Consider the following 21,204-nt stretch of genomic DNA (forward strand, 5'->3'; position numbering starts at 1 on the left):
ACAAAAAAATGACAAAACTTATCATAGCTGCAGGAACTGGGTTTCTCGGACAAGTTCTGGTCAATCATTTCAAAAATAAATTTGATGAAATTGTAATTCTGACCAGAGGAAAATCTCAATTAATTGACGGAATAAAATATGTAAACTGGAATGCCCGAACTTTTTCTGGTTGGGAAAAGGAACTCGAAAATGCTTCGGTTTTAATTAATCTTGCCGGAAAATCTGTTGACTGCCGTTATACACAAAAAAACAGAAAAGAAATTTTATTGTCTCGAATTGAAAGCACCAAAATTCTGAACGAAGCTGTTCTAAATTGCCAAAATCCGCCGAAACATTGGCTGAATTCTTCAACCGCTACTATTTATCGTTTTTCTTTAGACAAACAAATGGATGAAGTAGATGGCGAAATCGGAAATGATTTTTCTATAAATGTGGCGCTTTCTTGGGAAAAAGCATTCTTTAAAACCGAAACTCCAAAAACCTTAAAAACGGCTTTGAGAACTTCTATTGTTTTAGGAAAAAATGGCGGTGCTTTTATTCCGTTAAAGAATTTAGCGAAATTTGGTTTTGGAGGAAAACAAGGAAGCGGCAATCAGTTTGTAAGCTGGATTCATGAAGAAGATTTTGCCCACGCAATAGAATTTATCATCGAAAATAAAATGGATGGAAAAATAAATGTCGTAGCTCCAGAACCTGTTCGTAATACTTTATTTATGCAAAAACTCAGAAAGACAATTGGTTCTCCATTCGGAATTCCGTTAAATAAAACACTTTTAGAAATTGGCTCTTTTTTTATCCGAACAGAAACCGAATTGGTTTTGAAAAGCAGAAATGTAATTCCGAAACGACTTTTAGAAAATGGTTTTCAGTTTAAGTTTAGAGATATTGATGCGACTTTTAAAAATTTACTACGCAAATGAAAACACAAAATACAGACTGGACTTTTTTCTTTAAACATTGTCTTTTTACATTGTTGCTAGCTCCTTTCATTTCGCAGTTGTATTTTTATTTTTTCCCCAATCCGCGCGAGATAGTTAGTCTTTTAGGAGTTTATCCTATTACACTAATCGTAAGCTTAATTTTCTCTGCTCCAACATATATTCTTTCGGCTTTAGTATTTCCAGTTATATCACGAAAAGAATTTTCGACTTTACATATCAAAGGAATTTTAGTTTTAATATCAATTTTAGGAATTTTGGTCACTATGTATATTTTCATAGGAAAAAAGTGGTTCGATTTTGCAATAAGTTATTCGCTATCTTCTATAATTACAGCTGTGTTTTTAAAATTAAATTTTGAAAAAGAAAAATCATGACGACAATTTATCTCACAACCAAAATAAATGCATCTAAAAAAATAGTTTTTGATGTTTCAAGAAATATTGATATTCATCAGCAGTCGGCAAGCAAATCAAAAGAAAAAGCAATCGCTGGAATAACATCTGGATTGATCAATTTAAATGAAACCGTTACTTGGCGCGGCAAACATTTCGGATTTTATCTCACACACAAAAGCAGAATAAGCGCGATGAGTTTCTACGATTATTTTGTGGATGAAATGGAAGAAGGAAAATTTAAATCTTTTAAGCACAAACACCATTTTAAAGAAACAAACGGAGTCACTATTATGACAGATCTGTTACAATATGAGACTCCGTTTGGTATTTTCGGAAAATGTTTTGATGTTTTATTCCTAAAAAAACACCTTATCAAATTCCTTTTAGAAAGAAATAAAACACTAACCGTGATGGCCGAAAAAGAATCGGCTTATTGATTCTTTTTGATGAACTCTTTAAGTTGCTCAAATTTTTTCGCTTCTATTTCTTCAATGCGTATTTCTTTTGCAGATTTAGATTTATTGGCGTTTTTAGCACTTAAAGTCGCTTTTGGTTTTGTCAACAATAAATAATCTCCAAATATATGACTCAAGAATAATGGAGAATTGCCCGGTCTTGTAGAATCAAAATTCGAAGCCTGATGACAGTCAAAACAGCTTACCAAATTGGTGTTGTTGATACCGTGAATGTCACTTTTAAAGGTCTGTGTATACGTTTCCATTGTAATATTGGCAAGATTTACAGAACCCCTTACCAAAGAATCGGGCAAAGCGCTTGAAATATCTCTTGTAACAATCGCCTTAGCTTGATTTTCTGGAGAAACTCCATCAAAGTCTAACCACACAGAACCATTATAGAAATAATTTTTAAAAACATCTTTAAGATTGGCTGCGACACATTTATTGATGTTCGCAATGTTGTCAAAATTGGTCGGTTCAGACTGGCTGGTTTTCATAAATTTCCCCGTTTTCAAATCTTTTGGAACACCATATTCATAAAGTATAAAAGCTTTATTGGCAACCGCTGGCAAATTGGTAATGGTATCCCAAGTAATCCCTTTTATGCCAGTAGTTTTTCCTTTTTCGTAAAACAGCATTTCTTTTGCCGACGATACTTCATCTCTTTTCTTGTCATAAACAGGCGCCATATCTTTATGTTCAAAAGTAGCCCAGATAAATTCGGGATGATTTTTGACAACGCCAACCACATGCATGCCCAGTAATGCAACCGTTTTTTCAACATATTGCTTTTTCTTATTGAGAACCGCCGCTTTGGTGGTAAAATAGTTAGCTTGTTCGTTTTTCGGAATTGCATTGATATCAATCCAAGAAACTTTTAGCTCTAAAGCTCCAACCGGAAAAGTCTCTAGATTAGAAACTGGCATTTTGCCGCTGTTGATTAATGAAGCCATTAAAACTGCTTTTTCTTTCAAAAGATTATTAACATGAATGGAATAAAATACGGTATCGGCCACATTGTTGAACTTTGGATTGGAAACCAAAACTCCTCTAAAACCTGCTTGATTGATAGAACTCAACACAAGCTTTATTCCTAATTGCGGTGCGACATCTTCCATCTGCGAACTAACTAACTGCAGCGAATCTAAAAAAAACGGATTGCCGTTTGGCATCGGTTTTGTAACCCATAAAAATTTCTGCCAAGACCATTGATGAAACATACAGTTTGTAGTCGTGCTAGAATCAAAAGGGCTTCCGTCTCCTTCTGCGGGAGCTGGTGTTTTTTCGTGCGGAAACCAACTTGTTTCACAATCACAAGGTTTACTTGTGCCAGCGTAGTCCGAAGATATTCCGATTTTTTCTAATATTTTTTCCTTGTTTAAAAAAAACACGGTAAGGGAGGTTATTAGAAAAACAACTAATAAGGTGATGATAATAGGTTTTCTTTTCATTTTTTTAGCTTTTGGTGGATTCGTTTTTTGTATTTTTTTTTGATGCGCTTTGGGAGCAAAATAAGTTTAATGCAAAAGACCACCTCATCAGGCGGCCTTTTCAAATCAGAACTCTTTCGAGTAAGAAATCCTATGCTGATTCATAGTATTTCTGTTATAAAAAGTTGCGTTAATTATACCAACTCTGGTTTTTTAGCTGAAGCAACTGGTACTTTTTCGATTTGGTGTTGGTAGTAAGCGAAACCTCCTTCACCATTCCAAGCATTATCAATTGCTAAGTGAGCATTGAAATCTGCTAAGAAAGAACCGATTGCTGGTGGTGGGAAAGACTGTACATACTGTCCTTGAAGACTCACTACCTGAGTAAATTTTCCAAATCCTGTAGAATAAATTCTTCCTTTTACTTGAACCACGATATGACTATCAGGACCATGTACTGCCTGTGTGATAACAACTGTACCAGTTACACTGTGTTGTGACGGTACAACTACTAAACTAAATGTTGCAATTGGAGCACCTGGTGTTCCTACATTTCCGATTGTGCCTTTTGCTAAATAAGCACCTGCTAATAATTCTGACATAACTTTTTGTTTTTAGGTTTCCTACTCGTATGGCTTTTCGGAACCGCCTCGTTTTTTTCAGTGGGTTCTGCTCCACTTGTTTGATGGGTTGCTTTAAATGTTTTTGGAAAAGATTTAAAAACATTAACAGACTAAAAATCAGTAAATAAAAACTTTAACAACTTCATTTTAGCTGTATCAAAACTATATCAGATTTATAGGATTTAAGAAAAAAATGTCACAAGACGATTATTCTTTGACATGAAATAAGGTTAAGAATGGCATCAGATAAATGACTGCGTAGAAATACCTGCTTTAAACAAAAAAAATGCTCATATCTACTGTATATGAGCATTTTATATCTATTCAAATAATAGTCAGGCAATCTATACTATTTCAAATAAGCAATCATCAGCCACCAAAAAATGGGTACGCTTTCTACCCAAAAAGAGGTATAATATTTTGGACGATTGGGTGTTGCAAAGAAAATAAACGACAGAAGCATCAAAACCATTATAAGATTGATGACAGCGTCATGATAATTAAAAGTCGAAATAAAAACCTCCAAAAACCAAAACGGTATCAATAATGCAAATCCCAGAATTTTGGTTTTCTTAACTCCAATACTTTGCGGAACTGTTTTAAGATGCGGATCGTCTTTGGTCAAATCTAAAATTTCAAAAACCAAAATCAAGACAAAAACCAAAACAAACCGCTGAATGCATTTTATAAAAAAATCAGTAGAAAATGGAATTTCGGCATTCACCAACGGCAGAACCAAAGTAGCACCTACCCAGCAAAGCGCAACGATATAAATTTTGACTCCAGCCCAGTTTCTTGCATTTTTTTTATTTGGAAAAAACGGCAAGGTATAAAGCGCCGTAACGGCCAAGATTCCGAAAGAGACAATTTGAGTAATTCTCTTGAGATGAAAAAAATAATACCCCACCAAAAGCAGCGAAAAAAAACTCAAAACTGCAATTACCTTCAATTGCCTTCCCACTATTTTTCGGTTGACCCGAACCAAGCTATCGTACTTCACAAAATTATACCCAACAACGGTTCCAAAAAAAACAAACAAAGCCATCGCGTTATCATATTGAATATGAAAGACATGAAAAGTAATATGAACCAGTGCAAAACAAGACAAAGCCACATGAATACTGGCATTGAGGTAAAAATTAAAGAGCTGTTTAAGGAGTTTCATAACTCAAATCTAATCAATTATTAACAAATCAAGTCTTTAGTTAGAAATTTCATAAAAATTGAAGTTAAAAATACCCATTAAATTATTAAATATACTTAATTTTGCGCCACAAAAAAACAACACATTTACTTTCAAATGTGATTTACTCAGTAAAACTGAGAATTGCATTGACCTAAAAAAATTAGACCATACAAATGAGAACAGATGCTTTTGCTTTAAGACACATTGGCCCAAGAGAAGCCGATCTTCCACACATGTTGAAGACTATTGGAGTTGACTCGATCGAACAACTGGTTTACGAAACCCTTCCGGATGACATTCGTCTAAAAGCACCTTTGAATTTAGATCCTGCTATGACAGAATTCGAATTTGCAAATCATATTCGCGAATTAGGAAAGAAAAACAAAACATTTAAATCATACATTGGTTTGGGTTATCACCCAACTATCGTTCCGGCTCCAATTCAAAGAAATATCTTCGAAAATCCGGGATGGTACACCGCTTACACACCTTATCAAGCAGAAATTGCGCAAGGTCGTTTGGAAGCGATTTTAAATTTCCAGACTACTGTTATCGAATTAACCGGAATGGAAATTGCCAATGCCTCTTTACTAGATGAAGGAACTGCTGCTGCAGAAGCTATGGCGTTATTATTCGACGTTCGTACAAGAGATCAAAAGAAAAACAATACACATAAATTCTTCGTTTCTGAAGAAATTTTACCACAAACTTTATCTGTACTTCAAACACGTTCGACTCCAATTGGAATTGAATTAGTGGTTGGAAATCACGAAACATTTGATTTTTCAAATGAGTTTTTCGGAGCGATTTTACAATATCCAGGAAAATATGGTCAGGTAAACGATTACAGCGCTTTTGTTGCTAAAGCAAAAGAAAACGAAATCAAAGTTGCATTTGCTGCTGATATCTTATCACTTGCTGCTTTAACTTCTCCAGGAGAAATGGGAGCTGCAGTAGTGGTTGGAACTTCACAACGTTTTGGTGTGCCAATGGGTTACGGTGGTCCTCACGCTGCTTTTTTTGCAACTAAAGATGAGTACAAACGATCTATGCCAGGTCGTATCATCGGAGTTTCTATCGATGTTAACGGAAACCGTGCTTTACGTATGGCTTTAGGAACTCGTGAGCAACACATTAAACGTGAAAAAGCAACTTCTAACATTTGTACTGCTCAGGTTTTATTGGCAGTTATGGCCGGAATGTACGCAGTTTACCACGGTCCAGAAGGATTAAAATATATTGCAAATAAAGTTCACGCCTCTGCAGTTACTACTGCGGAAGCTTTAAATAAATTAGGAGTTTACCAAACAAATACTGCTTACTTTGATACTATCTTAGTAAAAGCTGATGCACAAAAAGTAAAAGCAGCTGCGGAGAAAAACAAAGTAAATTTCTTCTATCCTGATGCTGACTCGGTTTCGATTTCGTTAAACGAAACAACTTCTGTTGCTGACATCAATCAAATTATTGCGATTTTTGCTGAAGCGGTAGGAAAAGAAACTGTTTCTGTCTCTGAATTAACTGAAGCTAGTCAATTGCCTGCTTCATTAGAAAGAACATCTTCTTTCTTGACACATGATGTTTTCAACAACCATCATTCAGAAAGTCAGTTAATGCGTTACATCAAAAAATTAGAGCGTAAAGATTTATCGTTGAATCATTCAATGATTTCGTTAGGTTCTTGTACAATGAAATTAAACGCGGCTTCAGAAATGTTGCCTTTATCAATGCCAAACTGGAATAGCATTCACCCGTTTGCACCAATTGAACAAGCTGAGGGTTATATCACAATGCTTAAAAAATTAGAGCAACAATTAAATGTAATTACAGGTTTTGCTGGAACAACATTACAACCAAATTCTGGCGCGCAAGGAGAATATGCTGGTTTAATGGCAATCCGTGCTTACCATTTATCAAGAGGCGATAGTCACCGTAATGTATGTCTAATTCCATCATCAGCTCACGGAACAAATCCTGCTTCTGCAGCGATGGCCGGAATGAAAATCATCGTTACTAAAACGACTCCAGAAGGAAACATTGACGTAGAAGATTTAAGAGAAAAAGCAATTGAACACAAAGATGATTTATCTTGTTTAATGGTAACGTATCCTTCTACTCACGGAGTTTTCGAATCTTCAATTATTGAAATCACAAAATTAATCCACGATAACGGTGGATTAGTATATATGGACGGTGCAAACATGAACGCACAAGTTGGATTAACAAATCCTGCTACAATTGGCGCTGACGTTTGTCACTTAAACTTACACAAAACATTCGCTATTCCTCACGGTGGTGGTGGACCTGGAGTTGGACCAATCTGTGTGAACGAAAAATTAGTTCCGTTCTTGCCAACAAACCCAATCTTAAACGTTGGTGGTGAGCAAGCAATTACAGCTATTTCATCTGCACCTTACGGATCTGCTTTAGTATGTTTAATTTCTTACGGTTACATCACTATGATGGGTGCTGAAGGATTAAAAAGCGCTACAGAACATGCTATTTTGAATGCTAACTACATGAAAGCGCGTTTCGAAGGCCACTATCCAATTCTTTATACTGGAGAATGCGGAAGAGCAGCTCACGAAATGATTTTAGATTGTCGTGCATTTAAAGAAAACGGAATCGAAGTTGGTGATATCGCAAAACGTTTAATGGATTACGGTTTCCACGCTCCAACGGTTTCTTTCCCTGTAGCAGGAACTTTAATGATCGAACCAACTGAATCTGAAGATTTAGCAGAATTGGATCGTTTCTGTGATGCACTTATTTCTATCAGAAAAGAAATCGAAGCGGCTACTGCTGATGACAAAAACAACGTATTGAAAAATGCACCTCACACATTGGCAATGTTAACTTCTGATTCTTGGGATTTCCCTTATTCAAGAGAAACAGCAGCTTACCCATTAGATTACATCGCTGACAATAAATTCTGGCCATCTGTTCGTCGTGTAGATGATGCTTATGGTGATAGAAACTTAGTTTGTAGCTGTGCTCCAATCGAAGCATATATGGAAAGCTAAAATTTAGTTTTCTTATACATATTCAAACCCGACAGATTTTAAAAACCTGTCGGGTTTATTTTTTGTTTCAAGTTTAAAGTTTCAGGTTTCACGTTATGCAGGAACTTGAAACTTGAAACAATTAAAACAAAAATAATCTGGGCGTGCCATCATCCCAATAAAAGGGCTAACTCACTTTTTGCTTATTCGCCCTTTTATCGGGATGCTGTCGGGCTATCCCCACTGCTTCGGCAGTTAGCTCCTATCCCTCACGCAAACAAAATAATTTCACGTTTCAGATTTCAAGTCCCTACAAGAACCTGAAACTTGAAACCTGACTCGAGAGCTTTGCTCGAACTGGCGAAGCAAACTAAAAAAACTTTCTCAAACATTTCATTTCAATCGTTTGAAATCTCGCAAAAATTAAAAAATCATTAAAAAATAAACAATATATTTCACAAAAAATCGTTATTTCATAATTATATGCATGCATAGTATATTTTATGATAGTTATCATTTTTTTATTTATACTTTAGCATGATATTTATCGGATAATTAAAGGGAAAAATGAAAATAAAAATAATTGGTATTGGAAGTTACATTCCTAACCTAGAAGTTAAGAATACAGATTTTGACAAACATATTTTTTTAAATGAAGATGGAACTCCATTTGGTTACCCGAACGAAGTCGTAATTAAAAAATTTAAAGGTATTACCGGAATCGAAAATCGCCGTTATGCCGAACCTCAATATACAGCATCTGACTTAGCTTTTTTTGCAGCCGAAAAAGCAATCGCAAATGCAGGAATCGATGCCGAAACTTTAGACTACATTATTTTTGCCCATAATTTTGGCGACGTAAAAACAGGAACACATCAAACTGATATTTTACCAAGTTTAGCAACTCGTGTGAAAAACAAACTAGGAATTAAAAATCCTAAATGTGTCGCTTACGATATTCTTTTCGGATGTCCAGGATGGATTGAAGGCGTTTTACAAGCCAATGCTTTCATCAAATCTGGGATGGCAAAAAGAGTGATGGTAATTGGTGCCGAAACTTTATCAAGAGTGGTTGACGATCACGACCGTGACTCGATGATTTATTCAGACGGAGCCGGAGTTTCAATTTTAGAAGCATCAACTGATGAAGCTGGTCTTTTATCCTACGAAAGTGCTACTTACGCTAATGATGAAGCAAATTTTCTTTTCTTCGGAAAATCTTATAATCCAGATTTAGATCCAGACATCAAATACATCAAAATGTATGGACGTAAAATCTATGAATTTGCTTTAAGCAATGTTCCTGTCGCAATGAAAAGCTGTTTAGATAAAAGCGGTATTTCGATTGATGAAGTAAAAAAAATCCTAATTCATCAGGCAAACGAAAAAATGGACGAAGCAATCATAGAACGTTTTTACAAACTTTATGACAAAACCCCTCCAAAAGATATCATGCCAATGAGCATTCATGATTTAGGAAACAGCAGTGTTGCAACGGTTCCTACACTTTTTGATTTAATTCTTCAAGGAAAAATCGAAAATCACGAAATCAACACAGGCGATGTTGTGATTTTTGCTTCAGTAGGAGCAGGAATGAACATTAATGCTTTTGTTTATCGATACTAAGTATAGCTAAATAAATTAAGTTTTTTTTAGGCCGAGTTTAATCTCGCAAAGACGCGAAGTCGCAAAGTTTTTATATTTATTACTTTGCGACTTCGCGTCTTTGCGAGAGATAAATTCAATGCTTTTAAATTAACTTCCTTCAAATTAAAAAACAAGAAAGAAGATAACTTTGTATATTTGCGCCTTTGTTGTTAAAAACCATAAAATGTACGAAAAAACATTTCCAAATAAACGATTCAAACTTACCTTAGAGTTTTTAAAAAAACACGTTAGCACATCAGAAACTATTTTTGATTTTGGTGTTCCAAATCCATTTTCTAAAATAATGGAAGAAAACGGTTATACAGTAAAAAACACTAAAGGCGAAGATTTAGATAACGATCAAACTGCTTTACAAACAGAAGAATACACTGTTTTTACTGCATTTGAAATTTTCGAACATTTACTAAATCCATACACTATTTTACAAAATGTAAAATGTGACAAACTGTTAATTTCAATTCCGTTACGTTTATGGTTTTCACCAGCATATCGTTCTAAAACAGATATGTGGGACAGACATTATCATGAATTTGAAGACTGGCAGTTAGACTGGCTTTTAGAAAAAACAGGCTGGAAAATAACAGATCGTCTACAATTTACACATCCGGTAAAAAAGTTTGGACTTAGACCACTATTGAGATATTTTACTCCAAGATATTATATTGTTGTAGCGGAGAAAGTTAAGAATTAAGATTGCAGATTAACGATTTTTGATTTTTGATTTTAGATGACTTCCAAATAATCTAAAATCTAAAATCTAAAATCTAAAATTTTTTCCATGAAATATTACATCGTCATTCCCGCGCACAATGAGCAAGATTTAATTGGCCTGACCTTACAATCTTTGGTTTCTCAAACCGTTCTGCCGTCAAAAGTGGTGGTTGTCAATGACAATTCGACTGATAAAACAGAAGAAGTTGTATTAAGTTTTGCAAAAGAGAATCCGTACATTTCGGTTGTCAACAAAACTTCAGATGCGATTCATTTACCGGGAAGCAAGGTAATTCAGGCTTTTCAGAAAGGCTTTGAAACACTGGATTCTGATTATGACATTATTGTAAAAATCGACGGCGATTTAATTTTTCCTCCAAACTATTTCGAAACTATAATCAAACATTTCGAATCGGATCCTAAAATTGGAATGGCTGGCGGATTCTGTTATATCGATAAAAACGGCGAATGGGTTTTAGAAAACCTGACCGACAAAGATCATATTCGAGGCGCACTCAAAGCATACCGCAAAGAAACATTTCAACAAATTGGCGGATTAAAACCTGCCATGGGCTGGGACACTGTAGATGAATTATTGTGTAAATATTATGGTTGGAAAATAGTTACCGATCAATCTCTTCATGTAAAACATCTTAAACCAACCGGCGCCAATTACAACAAAACAGCACGATACAAACAAGGCGAAGCTTTTTATACTTTAGGATACGGTTTTTGGATTACGGCTATTGCCTCTGCAAAACTGGCCATGATGAAGAAAAAACCACTTCTATTTTTAGATTACATTAAAGGATTTACAAAAGCCAAAAGAGCCAAAACTCCTTTATTAGTAACTCCAGAACAAGCTAAATTTATTAGAAATTATCGTTTACAGAAAATGAAACAAAAGTTAATTTGATTCGCAAAACACTCGAAAAAAGGGAACTCATAACTCAAAACTCATAACTTCTTTTTACCTTAGCCAATATTTCAAAAACTATGATGCTCATTCGTTATTTATCCCAAATAGGGAAATATTTTTTAATGCTTAAAGAAATTTTCAATAAACAGACCAAATGGCCTGTTATGCGAAACTTAATTTTTAAAGAAATTGATGATTTAATTATTGACTCGCTTGGAATTGTTTGTTTTATTTCATTTTTCATTGGAGGAGTTGTGGCTATTCAAACAGCGTTGAACTTGACTAATCCATTAATCCCAAAATATTTAATTGGTTTTGCGACACGTCAATCTGTAATCTTGGAGTTTGCACCTACTTTTATTTCGGTAATTATGGCCGGAAAAATGGGATCGTACATTACTTCAAGTATCGGAACCATGCGTGTTACCGAACAAATTGATGCTTTAGAAGTTATGGGAGTTAACTCCTTAAACTATCTTGTTTTCCCAAAAATTATTGCGCTTTTAATGTATCCTTTTGTTATTGGAATCAGTATGTTTTTAGGAATTTTTGGAGGATGGCTGGCATGTGCTTATGGAGGTTTTTCGACAAGTCAGGATTTTGTCCAAGGTGCTCAAATGGAATTTATTCCTTTTCACATTACCTATGCTTTTATTAAAACGTTGATTTTTGCAATGCTATTGGCTACAATTCCATCTTTTCATGGTTATTACATGAAAGGTGGTGCATTAGAAGTTGGTAAAGCAAGTACAGTTTCGTTTGTATGGACATCGGTTTGCATTATTCTTTTAAATTATATATTAACCCAATTATTATTAGGATAATGATAGAAGTAAAAAACATAGAAAAATCATTTGGCGACAGCAAAGTTTTAAAAGGTGTTTCGACAGTTTTTGAAACTGGTAAAACCAATTTGATTATCGGGCAAAGTGGATCTGGAAAAACAGTTTTACTAAAAACACTTTTAGGAATTCATACTCCAGATTCTGGAACAATCGAATTTGACGGAAGAGTATATTCTGATTTAGACAAGGATGAAAAACGAGAATTAAGAACTGAAATCGGAATGGTATTTCAAGGCAGCGCTTTGTTTGACTCGATGACGGTTGAAGAAAATGTAGCTTTTCCATTAAGAATGTTCACCAATAACAATAAAGCTCAAATTAAAGAACGTGTTGATTTTGTTTTAGAAAGAGTAAATTTAGTCGATGCACACAAAAAACTTCCTTCTGAAATTTCGGGAGGTATGCAGAAACGTGTGGCAATTGCGCGTGCGATTGTAAATAATCCTAAATATTTATTTTGTGACGAACCCAACTCTGGTCTTGACCCGAATACCTCAACGCTAATCGATAATTTGATTCAGGAAATTACGAAAGAATACAATATTACGACCGTAATCAACACACACGATATGAATTCGGTAATGGAGATCGGAGAAAATATTCTTTTCCTGAAAAAAGGACTAAAAGCTTGGCAGGGGAACAAAGAAGAAATCTTTAGAACAGACAATGAAGCTATTGTAAAATTTGTTTATTCTTCGAACTTATTCAAAAAAGTAAGAGAAGCTTATTTGAAAGGCTAAAGCCTTTTAAAATTCCAAATATTTGAAATCCCAAATTCCAATTGTTTAAACTTGGAATTTGGGATTTTTTTATTGAAAGCTATTCGTCATATTCTTTATTAAGTCCAAAACCTATTATCAATCCAACTCCTGCAAATGTATTTTTAGATATTGCTCCAAATACTTTAAATCCAACACTAGGAGTTACTGCATTCAATACTAAATTAGACTTTCTTTTTCTTTTGGGTTTAAACCATTTAAAATTTACTTCAAAAGGAACAGCATAATATCTTTCATATCTATAATTGCGATTGTTTTCAAAATCTTTACTAGTTATTTTTAAGTTATTAGAACTTATTCCGGTTGAGACACTAAAAGAATGACTGTTCTTTATCCATCTTCTCCCATACATTACAGCATACTCATCATTGTCTTGTGCATTTTGAAAAACAAAAACACTATCCTTTTTTACATAACCTGAAAAATGTGAATATCTTAAAGTAAATAAACTTTTCTTGTATTGATAATTCACTTCTCCTCCACCAGCAAGACCAAAATAATTCATATATGAAAAACCACCAAAAGCTTCAGCATAAATAATTGGATTCTTTTTTTCTTTTAATCCAATGTCATTGCTTTCTTGTGCATAAGTTAAATTTGAAAGCAACAGAACAAAAATAATTTTAAGTAGTTTTTTTGCCATAATGTGTTTTTATTTCTATTTAACATTCATAAGCTCAACTTCGGCATTCGGATTAAAAAGATAGGTTTTTCCAGAACTTACTTCGATGCATTCAAAACGTTTGGTTCGAACTGCCAACTTTTTAAAAACTTTTCCATTTTTAATTTTGAAGACACTTCCAAAGGGTATTTCAAAAACATAATTCTTATCATTATCCTTGTCGTATTGTTTTAAAGCCAAAGACAAGGTAGTATCGGTATCACTACTCGCCGAGGGATTTTTGAAATGCCTCGCCAACAAAGGAATAATCTGGCTCGGAAATATCTCCGGCCTGATAAACGGAACCATAAGACGCTGAAAAGTAAATTTCCACTCATTTCCATGCGGTTTAATATTCCGTCCAAATTTTTCAAATGCGACTAAATGCGCAATTTCATGAATCAATGTGATTAAGAAACGATATTTATTCAAACTTGCATTAACCGTGATTTCATGTTTTCCGCTTGGTCCGCGTCTATAATCACCGTGGCGCGTTTGACGCTCGTTTACAATTTTCAAATGCACCTGATTGGTAACTATCAAATCGAAAACGGGTTTTACCGCATGTTCAGGAATATATTTTGCTAAAGTATCGCTCAATTTAAAGTTAAATGTTATTTGTCAAAAGTTAAAAACCACCAACAGAATTTGGGATTTAATTATTGGAATTTAATTACGGATTTGTCGATGAAACCTCTAGTACTTTTCCGTTAAAGTATTTATTACCATTAAGCGTAAAATCATAAATATAATCTGCCATTCCTTCTGCCGAAATTGGCGCCTGATAGCCTGGGAAAGCTTCATTCAGCATTTCAGTCTGAACAGAGCCTAACGCCAGAACATTAAACGAAATTCCTCTTTCTTTGTATTCTTCTGCCAATAATTCTGTCAAAGTAATCACAGCACCTTTGCTGGAACTGTAAGCAGCAAGTCCTGCAAATTTCAAACTTCCGCGAACGCCGCCAATTGAACTGATGGTGACTACATGACTTCCTTTTTCTAAATACGGAAGACAGATTCTTGTTAAGTTTGCCACTGCAAAAACATTCACTTTATAAATACTTTCAAAATCTGCTTGGGTTGTTTCTGCAAAAGGTTTCAAAAGCAACGCTCCCGCATTATGAACCACTGCGTCTACTTTTTTCCATGTTTTGGAAAGAAAATCGGCTACTTGCTGCAATTCGGATTCTTCTGCTAAATCAACCGATAGACAAGTTACATTTTGATGTTCTAAAAGAGTTTTGGGTGTTTTTCTCGAAATGGCTAAAACCTGATTTCCTGCATTGGCGAACTGCAATGCCAATTCATAACCAATTCCTCTGCTTGTTCCGGTAACAATAATATTTTTCATAAAGCAAAAATAAACAAAACCCGTAAAAAGAATCGTTAATTATTCATTGTAATTTCCTGTGTTTTGGAATTCGTAATTTGCGTTACGGCTGGAAGAAATTCTTGTGTAAAAGCAGTAATATGCGTAATATCCATCAATTTGAATTCATCTGAAACATGATGGTAAAAATCAAAGTTTTCAAAATCAAAAGTACTTATTGACTGGCATGGTTTTTTAAAAGCTTCGTAAAACGAATAATTATCTGATCTGTAAAACAATTTGTATTCTGCTTCTTTTGGCAGAAAACCGATTGTATTTTTACCTGTATATTCATTAATTTTCTGAGCCATATTTGATTTATCAAAACCTGTCACATACGAAAGGAAATCGCGTTTCATCGGAACTCCGATCATTTCAATATTCAATTGCGTGTAAATGTTGAAATCCTGCTTTTTCAGTTTTTCAACCAGACTTTTAGACCCCAACAAGCCTTTTTCTTCACCAGCAAAAAAAACTATCAAAATGCTTCGTTTATTAGATTTCGTTTCGCTGAAATATTTTGCTATCTGAGCAACTGCAGTAACGCCAGACGCATCATCATTGGCTCCGTTATTAATCATGTCGGCCTGCTGTTTTTTCTCAAGCCCGATATGATCGTAATGTGCGCTCAAAACCACATATTCTTTTTTAAGTTCAGAATCGGTTCCTTCTATAACACCAACAATATTGTAAGCTGGAGATTTAAAGTTGGTCAAAGTATCTCGATACGTTTTAAAGTAAGGTTTTATATGATTCTTTTTCAGATAATCTTCCAAAAAAACAGCCGCTTTTTCAATTCCTTTCGTTCCGGTTTCGCGGCCTTCAAGTTCATCAGAAGAAAGATATTTTAAGAAGTCCGAAACTTCAGATTCTTTAACCTTGTAACTTATTTCTAAAGGTTTTTCATTTGACTGAGTGTCTTTTTCATTTCCTGTTGAAGTTCCAGATTTGCAGGCAAAGAAAACAAAAGGCAGTAAAAAATATAGTTTTTTCATTTATTTAAGTTTGAGTTAGTTTTAATAGAAAGCAATTATGGTTTTTAAAGCATAAACTTATGAAAACTTAGAATAAAATCATAAAAAAACCCTTCCAAACGAAATTGAAAGGGTCATTATGCTTTTTATATTGTTATCCCGCAATTACAGCTCTAGAAATTACAATTTTCTGAATTTCAGAAGTTCCTTCGTAAATCTGAGTAATCTTGGCATCTCGCATCATACGCTCAACATGATATTCTTTTACATATCCGTTACCACCATGAATTTGTACAGCTTCAACCGAAGTATCCATCGCAGTCTGCGAAGCAAAAAGTTTTGCCATTGCACCGCTCACATCATAGTTTTTGTGATTGTCTTTGTCCCAAGCAGCTTTCATGCACAAATGACGCGCCGCTTCGATGTTTACAGCCATGTCTGCCAATTTAAAAGCAATTGCCTGATGGTTGCAGATTTCGGTTCCAAAAGCTTTACGCTCTTTAGAATATTTCAAAGCCAATTCATAAGCCCCCGAAGCAATTCCAAGTGCTTGAGAAGCGATTCCGATTCGGCCTCCAGCCAAAGTTTTCATCGCAAATTTAAATCCGAAACCATCCTCACCGATTCTGTTTTCTTTCGGAACTTTAACATCCGTAAACATTAAAGAATGCGTATCAGAACCGCGAATTCCCATCTTCTGCTCTTTGGGCCCGATAGAAAATCCTGGCATATCTTTGGTCATAATCAAAGCATTGATTCCTTTGTGTTTTAATTCTGGATGCGTTTGTGCGATTACTAAATAAACAGAAGCTGTACCTCCGTTTGTAATCCAGTTTTTGGTTCCGTTTACTAGATAATGATCCCCCATATCTATTGCGGTTGTTTTTTGCGAAGTTGCGTCGCTTCCAGCTTCTGGTTCACTTAAGCAGAATGCCCCGTGTATTTGTCCCGAAGCAAGGCCTGGCAAATATTTTTGTTTTTGTTCTTCCGTTCCAAATTCTTGTAATCCCCAGCAAACCAAAGAATTATTCACAGACATTACCACAGAAGCCGAAGCATCTACTTTAGAAATTTCTTCCATTGCAATGACATACGAAATGGCATCGAGTCCGCTTCCTCCGTATTTTGGATCAACCATCATTCCCATAAATCCCAGTTCTCCCATTTTTTTAACTTGTTCAGTTGGGAAAATCTGTTTTTCATCACGTTCAATTACACCAGGTAACAATTCATTTTGAGCAAAATCTCTCGCAGCCTGCTGAATCATTAAATGCTCTTCGGTAAGATTAAAATCCATATTATTTTATTTTTTTTCTTTAGCCAAAATAAATCTGGCCAGGTTTAGTTATAAGTTTTTGTTTTTTGCTTTTTTGGTATTCAAATGCTTTCAAAGATACTTTTTAAAAGTCAAAATTACAATGCATGCATATAAAATTACCAGATCAGCAACGATAACGATAACGTTTTCGTAATTATTTGCTTTTTTTCGCAAAGGCGATATAAATCTCGCAGCAAAAAAACAAAAATTAAATAAAAAATGACATTCAAAAAACAGCTTAAAAACCATCATTTTCTGACAAGACTTATTTAAAAAATATTCAACAATTCTTAAAATGCGTAAATGTACGTAAAACAAGTACTACTAATTTGATTATTAAAACAATACCAAAGTATAAATCAGAAATTTAAAAGAAAAAAACATGTTAAAAATGAACCAAACATTAATAAATTAACATTATTTTTGCCCAAAAAACAATAAATCGACAAAACATGAAAAACATTTTACTGCTGCTTACACTCCTAATAAGCCTGCAATTTTCTGCCGTTTCAGCTCAAACTCACATAGATGTCAACGGCGTTACCGTACCAAGAAAAATAGAATTTCAAGGCAAAACTTTACAACTTAACGGAGCCGGAGGCCGCTCTAAAATGTGGCTTGAAGTTTATGTTCAGGCTTTGTATTTATCTCAGTTGAGCCAGGATCCACAATTTATTATAGACAGCGATACCGAAATGGCCATCAGAATCGAAATCACATCTTCAATGGTATCTTCTAGCAAACTGACCAAAGCCATAAATGCAGGTTTTGAAAAATCTGCCGGTGCAGAATTAGAAAATCTTCGTCCAAGAATCGAAGAGCTTAAAAAGTTTTTAAGTGACGCTATTACAGAAAAAGATGTTTTCATTTTAGCTTACAATCCTATGGACCAAAGTATTAATGTTACAAAAAATGAGGTCTTTAAAGGAAAAATTTCTGGTTTTGATTTCAAAAAAGCACTTTTCGGAATCTGGCTTTCTGACAAACCCGTTGACGAAACCCTGAGAAAACACTTATTAGGAATTTAATCCTTAAATTATAAAGATATTCACAAGCCGGAAAACAAAAAATTTCCGGCTTTCTTTTTTTAGTTTGATAAATTTGCATAAAATACATTATTCGCATTATTCTATTTTATACATTTACGCAAAATAAACATATCACAACGAAATGAAAGATTTATTACAGCAATTTGAAAATAAAGAACCGGAAATTGTTTTTAACTGGAAAGATTCTGAAACTGAAGCAGAAGGATGGACCGTGATTAACTCTCTTAGAGGAGGTGCAGCTGGAGGTGGAACAAGAATGAGAAAAGGCTTGGATATGAATGAAGTTTTATCGCTGGCCAAGACCATGGAAGTTAAATTTTCTGTTTCGGGACCTGCAATCGGTGGAGCAAAATCTGGAATTAATTTCGACCCAAACGATCCGCGCAAAAAAGGTGTTTTGCAACGTTGGTACAAAGCGGTTTCTCCTTTGTTAAAAAGCTATTATGGAACTGGGGGAGATTTGAATGTTGATGAAATACATGAAGTAATTCCGATGACTGAAGAATGTGGTGTGTGGCATCCGCAAGAAGGTGTTTTTAATGGCCACTTCAAACCAACTGAAGCTGATAAAATCAATAGAATCGGACAGTTGCGCCAAGGTGTTATCAAAGTAATCGAAAATCCGAAATTCTCACCAGATGTAACCAGAAAATATACTGTTGCTGATATGATTACTGGTTTTGGCGTTGCCGAAGCGGTGCGTCATTTTTATGCCTCTTATGGTGGAGAAATTAAAGGCAAAAAAGCAATTGTACAAGGATTTGGAAACGTAGGTTCTGCTGCGGCTTTTTACTTGGCTGAAATGGGCGCGAAAGTAATCGGAATTATCGACCGAGATGGCGGATTAATTAAAGAAGAAGGTTTTTCTTTTGACGAAATCAAAACTTTGTTTTTGAATAAAGACGGAAATAAATTAGTTGCAGAAAACATGATTCCGTTTGAGGAAATCAATTCTAAAATCTGGACAATCGGTGCAGAAATATTTACTCCTTGCGCCGCTTCAAGATTGGTAACGCAAGCTCAAATTGACAGTTTAATTGCAAACGGATTGGAAGTAATTTCATGTGGTGCGAATGTTCCTTTTGCAGATAAAGAAATTTTCTTCGGATCTATTATGGAACAAGTCGACCAAAAAGTAAGCTTGATTCCTGATTTTATTTCAAATTGCGGAATGGCAAGAGTTTTCGCCTATTTTATGGAAAAGAAAGTACAAATGACGGATGAGGCTATTTTTAATGACACTTCAAAAACAATTAAAAATGCAATTGTAAAAGCGCATGCTTTAAATCCTTCTAAAACCAATATCAGTGCAACGGCTTTTGAAATCGCATTGAAACAGTTAGTGTAATTTTTATTATACTTCGTTATAAGCGAGCTGAATTATATTTGGCTCGTTTTTTTTTAACCGCTAAGTTCGCAAAGGTTTACGCAAGGAGCGCTAATTTGTTTCTCGCAAAGTCGCGAAGGCGCAAAGAAACTTATAAAAAAACTTTACGACCTTGCGACTTTGCGAGATTAAAAAACAAACAGCTTTGCGCACCTTGCGTAAACCTTTACGTTCCTTGCTGTTAAATTCTCTCTTTTATTCTAAACAATTTTTACTACTTTTAAACGTTTTTATTTAATACAATTATATAATTAAGATTTGAGATGAGTTCGCCAAAACTGAACCCTTATAAAACAAACACCGGCAAACAGGAGCCCGCCTTTTCTGATGATCAAAAAAAATCATTGGCACTAACTACGGGCATCTATGCCATCTTAATAGCATTGCTTTTTTTAATTCGTTTCTGGCCTCCCTATAACCCTGAAAACAATGTAGCTCTTGCAGACGGTGGCGGAGGTGGCGGTGGCGTAACCGTAAATTTTGGAGACAGCGATCTTGGTTCGGGAGCTAATTACAAAAGCGAGGTTTTGAATGTAAAAAACAATGTAAAACAAGTTGCAGCAAAAGCAACTCCGGAAGACGCTACTATTACTCAGGAAAATTCTGCAACTGACGAAACAGATGTTGTAATTCCAACAAAAGAAAAACCAAAGAAACCAGTTCCTGTTACAAAACCGGAAACCAAACCTGTTCCCGAAAAACCAAAAGTTTCGAACTCTACAAACGATGCCTTATCAAGCATTCTAAAAGGTTCGAACAAAGGCGGCGACGGAGATGATAAAGCTGCGGGAAATAAAGGAAAAGCAAACGGAAGTTTAGGTTCTAAAGATTATTACGGGTCTGGTGGTTCTGGAGGAGGAACAGGAGGCGGTAACGGAACCGGAAATGGCATTGGAACCGGAAGTGGTTATGGAGCCGGAAGCGGAGGAGGCTCTGGCGGAGGAAAAGGATACACTTTAAACGGTCGAAGAGCATTATCTACACCAGCTCCTAAATATACTTGCAATGAAGAAGGCACTGTTGTAGTTGAAGTTACAGTCGATAAAACAGGAAAAACCGTAAATGCAACAGCAGGAATAAAAGGAACTACAAACAAAGCAAGTTGTTTATTAGAACAAGCCAAAATTGCTGCTTTAAACACAAAATGGTCTGCCGATGAAAATGCAGCGCCTAAACAGATTGGGAAAATTATCTATAATTTCAATTTGAATTAAAAACACGAATTACACAGATTTTCACGAATCTCTTCTTTATAACAAAGGCTTTCAGGAATTTCTGAAAGCCTTTTATATTTCTTTGTCATTTCGACTGAAAGGAGAAATCACACTAGAAACTCTACAAAGTATTTCTCCAATCTTTGTCGAATCCCGCGTGTGATTTCTCCTTTCAGTCGAAATGACAAAATGTGACGCTTTTCTGCGTGAGGGATAGGAGCTGGCTACCGAAGTAGCGCGGATAGCCCGACCGTACCGAGATAAAAAGGCGTATG

Annotated in this window: 20 protein-coding genes; 12 read left to right on the forward strand and 8 right to left on the reverse strand. The window is 35.1% G+C overall.

Annotation, left to right across the window (positions count from 1 at the left end; genetic code table 11):
• The first annotated feature begins 8 nt into the window (after positions 1–8).
• From ACFFLS_RS18385 to ACFFLS_RS18395, 3 genes are read left to right on the forward strand one after another with little or no spacing between them, the layout of a single operon-like run.
• Positions 9–920, forward strand: a complete 912-nt coding sequence (locus tag ACFFLS_RS18385) for a TIGR01777 family oxidoreductase (RefSeq protein WP_379683573.1) — start codon at positions 9–11, stop codon at positions 918–920.
• The gene (locus tag ACFFLS_RS18390) at positions 917–1,315 is read left to right on the forward strand and encodes a hypothetical protein (RefSeq protein WP_379683574.1); all 399 of its coding nucleotides are present in this window, start codon (positions 917–919) and stop codon (positions 1,313–1,315) included. Before ACFFLS_RS18385 ends, ACFFLS_RS18390 begins: the two co-directional genes overlap by 4 nt.
• Complete coding sequence (locus ACFFLS_RS18395; RefSeq protein WP_379683575.1) at positions 1,312–1,773, forward strand: SRPBCC family protein; 462 nt, start codon at positions 1,312–1,314, stop codon at positions 1,771–1,773. Before ACFFLS_RS18390 ends, ACFFLS_RS18395 begins: the two co-directional genes overlap by 4 nt.
• Here the strand turns inward: ACFFLS_RS18395 and ACFFLS_RS18400 are convergent.
• From ACFFLS_RS18400 to ACFFLS_RS18410, 3 genes are all read right to left on the reverse strand, one after another.
• Positions 1,767–3,245, reverse strand: a complete 1,479-nt coding sequence (locus tag ACFFLS_RS18400; RefSeq protein WP_379683576.1) for a hypothetical protein — start codon at positions 3,243–3,245, stop codon at positions 1,767–1,769. The genes ACFFLS_RS18395 and ACFFLS_RS18400 overlap by 7 nt on opposite strands.
• A gap of 173 nt (positions 3,246–3,418) precedes the next feature.
• A complete protein-coding gene (locus ACFFLS_RS18405) occupies positions 3,419–3,826 on the reverse strand; it encodes a DUF1842 domain-containing protein (RefSeq protein ID WP_379683577.1) in 408 nt (135 codons plus the stop codon).
• A 370-nt stretch (positions 3,827–4,196) separates the two neighbouring features.
• Positions 4,197–5,012, reverse strand: a complete 816-nt coding sequence (locus tag ACFFLS_RS18410; protein ID WP_379683578.1) for a UbiA prenyltransferase family protein — start codon at positions 5,010–5,012, stop codon at positions 4,197–4,199.
• 194 nt (positions 5,013–5,206) lie between these two features.
• Here ACFFLS_RS18410 and gcvP point away from each other — a divergent pair, with 194 nt between their 5' ends.
• From gcvP to ACFFLS_RS18440, 6 genes are all read left to right on the forward strand, one after another.
• The gene (gene gcvP / locus ACFFLS_RS18415) at positions 5,207–8,056 is read left to right on the forward strand and encodes an aminomethyl-transferring glycine dehydrogenase (RefSeq protein WP_379683579.1); all 2,850 of its coding nucleotides are present in this window, start codon (positions 5,207–5,209) and stop codon (positions 8,054–8,056) included.
• Positions 8,057–8,602: 546 nt separating this feature from the next.
• Positions 8,603–9,661, forward strand: a complete 1,059-nt coding sequence (locus ACFFLS_RS18420; protein ID WP_379683580.1) for a 3-oxoacyl-ACP synthase III family protein — start codon at positions 8,603–8,605, stop codon at positions 9,659–9,661.
• 205 nt (positions 9,662–9,866) lie between these two features.
• Entirely contained in the window at positions 9,867–10,394 is a 528-nt protein-coding gene (locus ACFFLS_RS18425; RefSeq protein ID WP_379683581.1) for a methyltransferase, read from the forward strand.
• A gap of 87 nt (positions 10,395–10,481) precedes the next feature.
• A complete protein-coding gene (locus ACFFLS_RS18430; RefSeq protein ID WP_379683582.1) occupies positions 10,482–11,330 on the forward strand; it encodes a glycosyltransferase family 2 protein in 849 nt (282 codons plus the stop codon).
• Positions 11,331–11,410: 80 nt separating this feature from the next.
• Positions 11,411–12,157, forward strand: a complete 747-nt coding sequence (locus tag ACFFLS_RS18435) for an MlaE family ABC transporter permease (RefSeq protein WP_379683583.1) — start codon at positions 11,411–11,413, stop codon at positions 12,155–12,157.
• Positions 12,157–12,918: an ABC transporter ATP-binding protein gene (locus tag ACFFLS_RS18440; protein WP_379683584.1), complete on the forward strand. Its 762-nt coding sequence runs from the start codon at positions 12,157–12,159 to the stop codon at positions 12,916–12,918. Before ACFFLS_RS18435 ends, ACFFLS_RS18440 begins: the two co-directional genes overlap by 1 nt.
• Before the next feature lie 79 nt (positions 12,919–12,997).
• Here ACFFLS_RS18440 and ACFFLS_RS18445 read toward each other — a convergent pair whose 3' ends face one another.
• The 5 genes from ACFFLS_RS18445 to ACFFLS_RS18465 all read right to left on the reverse strand — a co-directional run bounded on the left by ACFFLS_RS18445 (position 12,998) and on the right by ACFFLS_RS18465 (position 17,258).
• The gene (locus ACFFLS_RS18445; RefSeq protein WP_379683585.1) at positions 12,998–13,600 is read right to left on the reverse strand and encodes a hypothetical protein; all 603 of its coding nucleotides are present in this window, start codon (positions 13,598–13,600) and stop codon (positions 12,998–13,000) included.
• A 15-nt stretch (positions 13,601–13,615) separates the two neighbouring features.
• Entirely contained in the window at positions 13,616–14,218 is a 603-nt protein-coding gene (locus tag ACFFLS_RS18450) for a SprT-like domain-containing protein (protein ID WP_379683586.1), read from the reverse strand.
• A gap of 73 nt (positions 14,219–14,291) precedes the next feature.
• Complete coding sequence (locus tag ACFFLS_RS18455; protein WP_379683587.1) at positions 14,292–14,969, reverse strand: SDR family NAD(P)-dependent oxidoreductase; 678 nt, start codon at positions 14,967–14,969, stop codon at positions 14,292–14,294.
• A gap of 35 nt (positions 14,970–15,004) precedes the next feature.
• The gene (locus ACFFLS_RS18460) at positions 15,005–15,982 is read right to left on the reverse strand and encodes a M20/M25/M40 family metallo-hydrolase (protein WP_379683588.1); all 978 of its coding nucleotides are present in this window, start codon (positions 15,980–15,982) and stop codon (positions 15,005–15,007) included.
• A gap of 133 nt (positions 15,983–16,115) precedes the next feature.
• Complete coding sequence (locus ACFFLS_RS18465) at positions 16,116–17,258, reverse strand: acyl-CoA dehydrogenase (protein ID WP_379683589.1); 1,143 nt, start codon at positions 17,256–17,258, stop codon at positions 16,116–16,118.
• Between the two features lie 473 nt (positions 17,259–17,731).
• On the opposite strand from ACFFLS_RS18465, the gene ACFFLS_RS18470 reads away from it, so the two are divergent.
• The 3 genes from ACFFLS_RS18470 to ACFFLS_RS18480 all read left to right on the forward strand — a co-directional run bounded on the left by ACFFLS_RS18470 (position 17,732) and on the right by ACFFLS_RS18480 (position 20,929).
• Positions 17,732–18,307, forward strand: coding sequence for a chalcone isomerase family protein (locus tag ACFFLS_RS18470; RefSeq protein ID WP_379683590.1), 576 nt, complete (start codon positions 17,732–17,734; stop codon positions 18,305–18,307).
• 142 nt (positions 18,308–18,449) lie between these two features.
• Positions 18,450–19,676 (forward strand): Glu/Leu/Phe/Val dehydrogenase dimerization domain-containing protein, encoded by a 1,227-nt coding sequence (locus ACFFLS_RS18475; protein WP_379683591.1) that lies wholly within the window; start codon positions 18,450–18,452, stop codon positions 19,674–19,676.
• Between the two features lie 302 nt (positions 19,677–19,978).
• On the forward strand, positions 19,979–20,929 hold the full coding sequence (locus ACFFLS_RS18480) for an energy transducer TonB (RefSeq protein WP_379689571.1): 951 nt from the start codon (positions 19,979–19,981) through the stop codon (positions 20,927–20,929).
• Positions 20,930–21,204 lie beyond the last annotated feature (275 nt).

The sequence above is a fragment of the Flavobacterium procerum genome, from assembly GCF_042431625.1.
In the GTDB taxonomy this organism is placed as follows: domain Bacteria; phylum Bacteroidota; class Bacteroidia; order Flavobacteriales; family Flavobacteriaceae; genus Flavobacterium; species Flavobacterium procerum.

Excerpts from the sequence above, each read along its gene's own strand:
- ACFFLS_RS18475 (WP_379683591.1), top strand. The coding sequence starts at position 18,450 with ATGAAAGATTTATTACAGCAATTTGAAAATAAAGAACCGGAAATTGTT.
- ACFFLS_RS18435 (WP_379683583.1), top strand. The coding sequence starts at position 11,411 with ATGATGCTCATTCGTTATTTATCCCAAATAGGGAAATATTTTTTAATG.
- ACFFLS_RS18400 (WP_379683576.1), bottom strand. The coding sequence starts at position 3,245 with ATGAAAAGAAAACCTATTATCATCACCTTATTAGTTGTTTTTCTAATA.
- ACFFLS_RS18425 (WP_379683581.1), top strand. The coding sequence starts at position 9,867 with ATGTACGAAAAAACATTTCCAAATAAACGATTCAAACTTACCTTAGAG.
- ACFFLS_RS18405 (WP_379683577.1), bottom strand. The coding sequence starts at position 3,826 with ATGTCAGAATTATTAGCAGGTGCTTATTTAGCAAAAGGCACAATCGGA.
- ACFFLS_RS18470 (WP_379683590.1), top strand. The coding sequence starts at position 17,732 with ATGAAAAACATTTTACTGCTGCTTACACTCCTAATAAGCCTGCAATTT.
- ACFFLS_RS18395 (WP_379683575.1), top strand. The coding sequence starts at position 1,312 with ATGACGACAATTTATCTCACAACCAAAATAAATGCATCTAAAAAAATA.
- ACFFLS_RS18480 (WP_379689571.1), top strand. The coding sequence starts at position 19,979 with ATGAGTTCGCCAAAACTGAACCCTTATAAAACAAACACCGGCAAACAG.
- ACFFLS_RS18410 (WP_379683578.1), bottom strand. The coding sequence starts at position 5,012 with ATGAAACTCCTTAAACAGCTCTTTAATTTTTACCTCAATGCCAGTATT.
- ACFFLS_RS18430 (WP_379683582.1), top strand. The coding sequence starts at position 10,482 with ATGAAATATTACATCGTCATTCCCGCGCACAATGAGCAAGATTTAATT.
- ACFFLS_RS18465 (WP_379683589.1), bottom strand. The coding sequence starts at position 17,258 with ATGGATTTTAATCTTACCGAAGAGCATTTAATGATTCAGCAGGCTGCG.
- ACFFLS_RS18460 (WP_379683588.1), bottom strand. The coding sequence starts at position 15,982 with ATGAAAAAACTATATTTTTTACTGCCTTTTGTTTTCTTTGCCTGCAAA.
- ACFFLS_RS18455 (WP_379683587.1), bottom strand. The coding sequence starts at position 14,969 with ATGAAAAATATTATTGTTACCGGAACAAGCAGAGGAATTGGTTATGAA.
- ACFFLS_RS18445 (WP_379683585.1), bottom strand. The coding sequence starts at position 13,600 with ATGGCAAAAAAACTACTTAAAATTATTTTTGTTCTGTTGCTTTCAAAT.
- ACFFLS_RS18390 (WP_379683574.1), top strand. The coding sequence starts at position 917 with ATGAAAACACAAAATACAGACTGGACTTTTTTCTTTAAACATTGTCTT.
- ACFFLS_RS18440 (WP_379683584.1), top strand. The coding sequence starts at position 12,157 with ATGATAGAAGTAAAAAACATAGAAAAATCATTTGGCGACAGCAAAGTT.
- gcvP (WP_379683579.1), top strand. The coding sequence starts at position 5,207 with ATGAGAACAGATGCTTTTGCTTTAAGACACATTGGCCCAAGAGAAGCC.
- ACFFLS_RS18385 (WP_379683573.1), top strand. The coding sequence starts at position 9 with ATGACAAAACTTATCATAGCTGCAGGAACTGGGTTTCTCGGACAAGTT.
- ACFFLS_RS18420 (WP_379683580.1), top strand. The coding sequence starts at position 8,603 with ATGAAAATAAAAATAATTGGTATTGGAAGTTACATTCCTAACCTAGAA.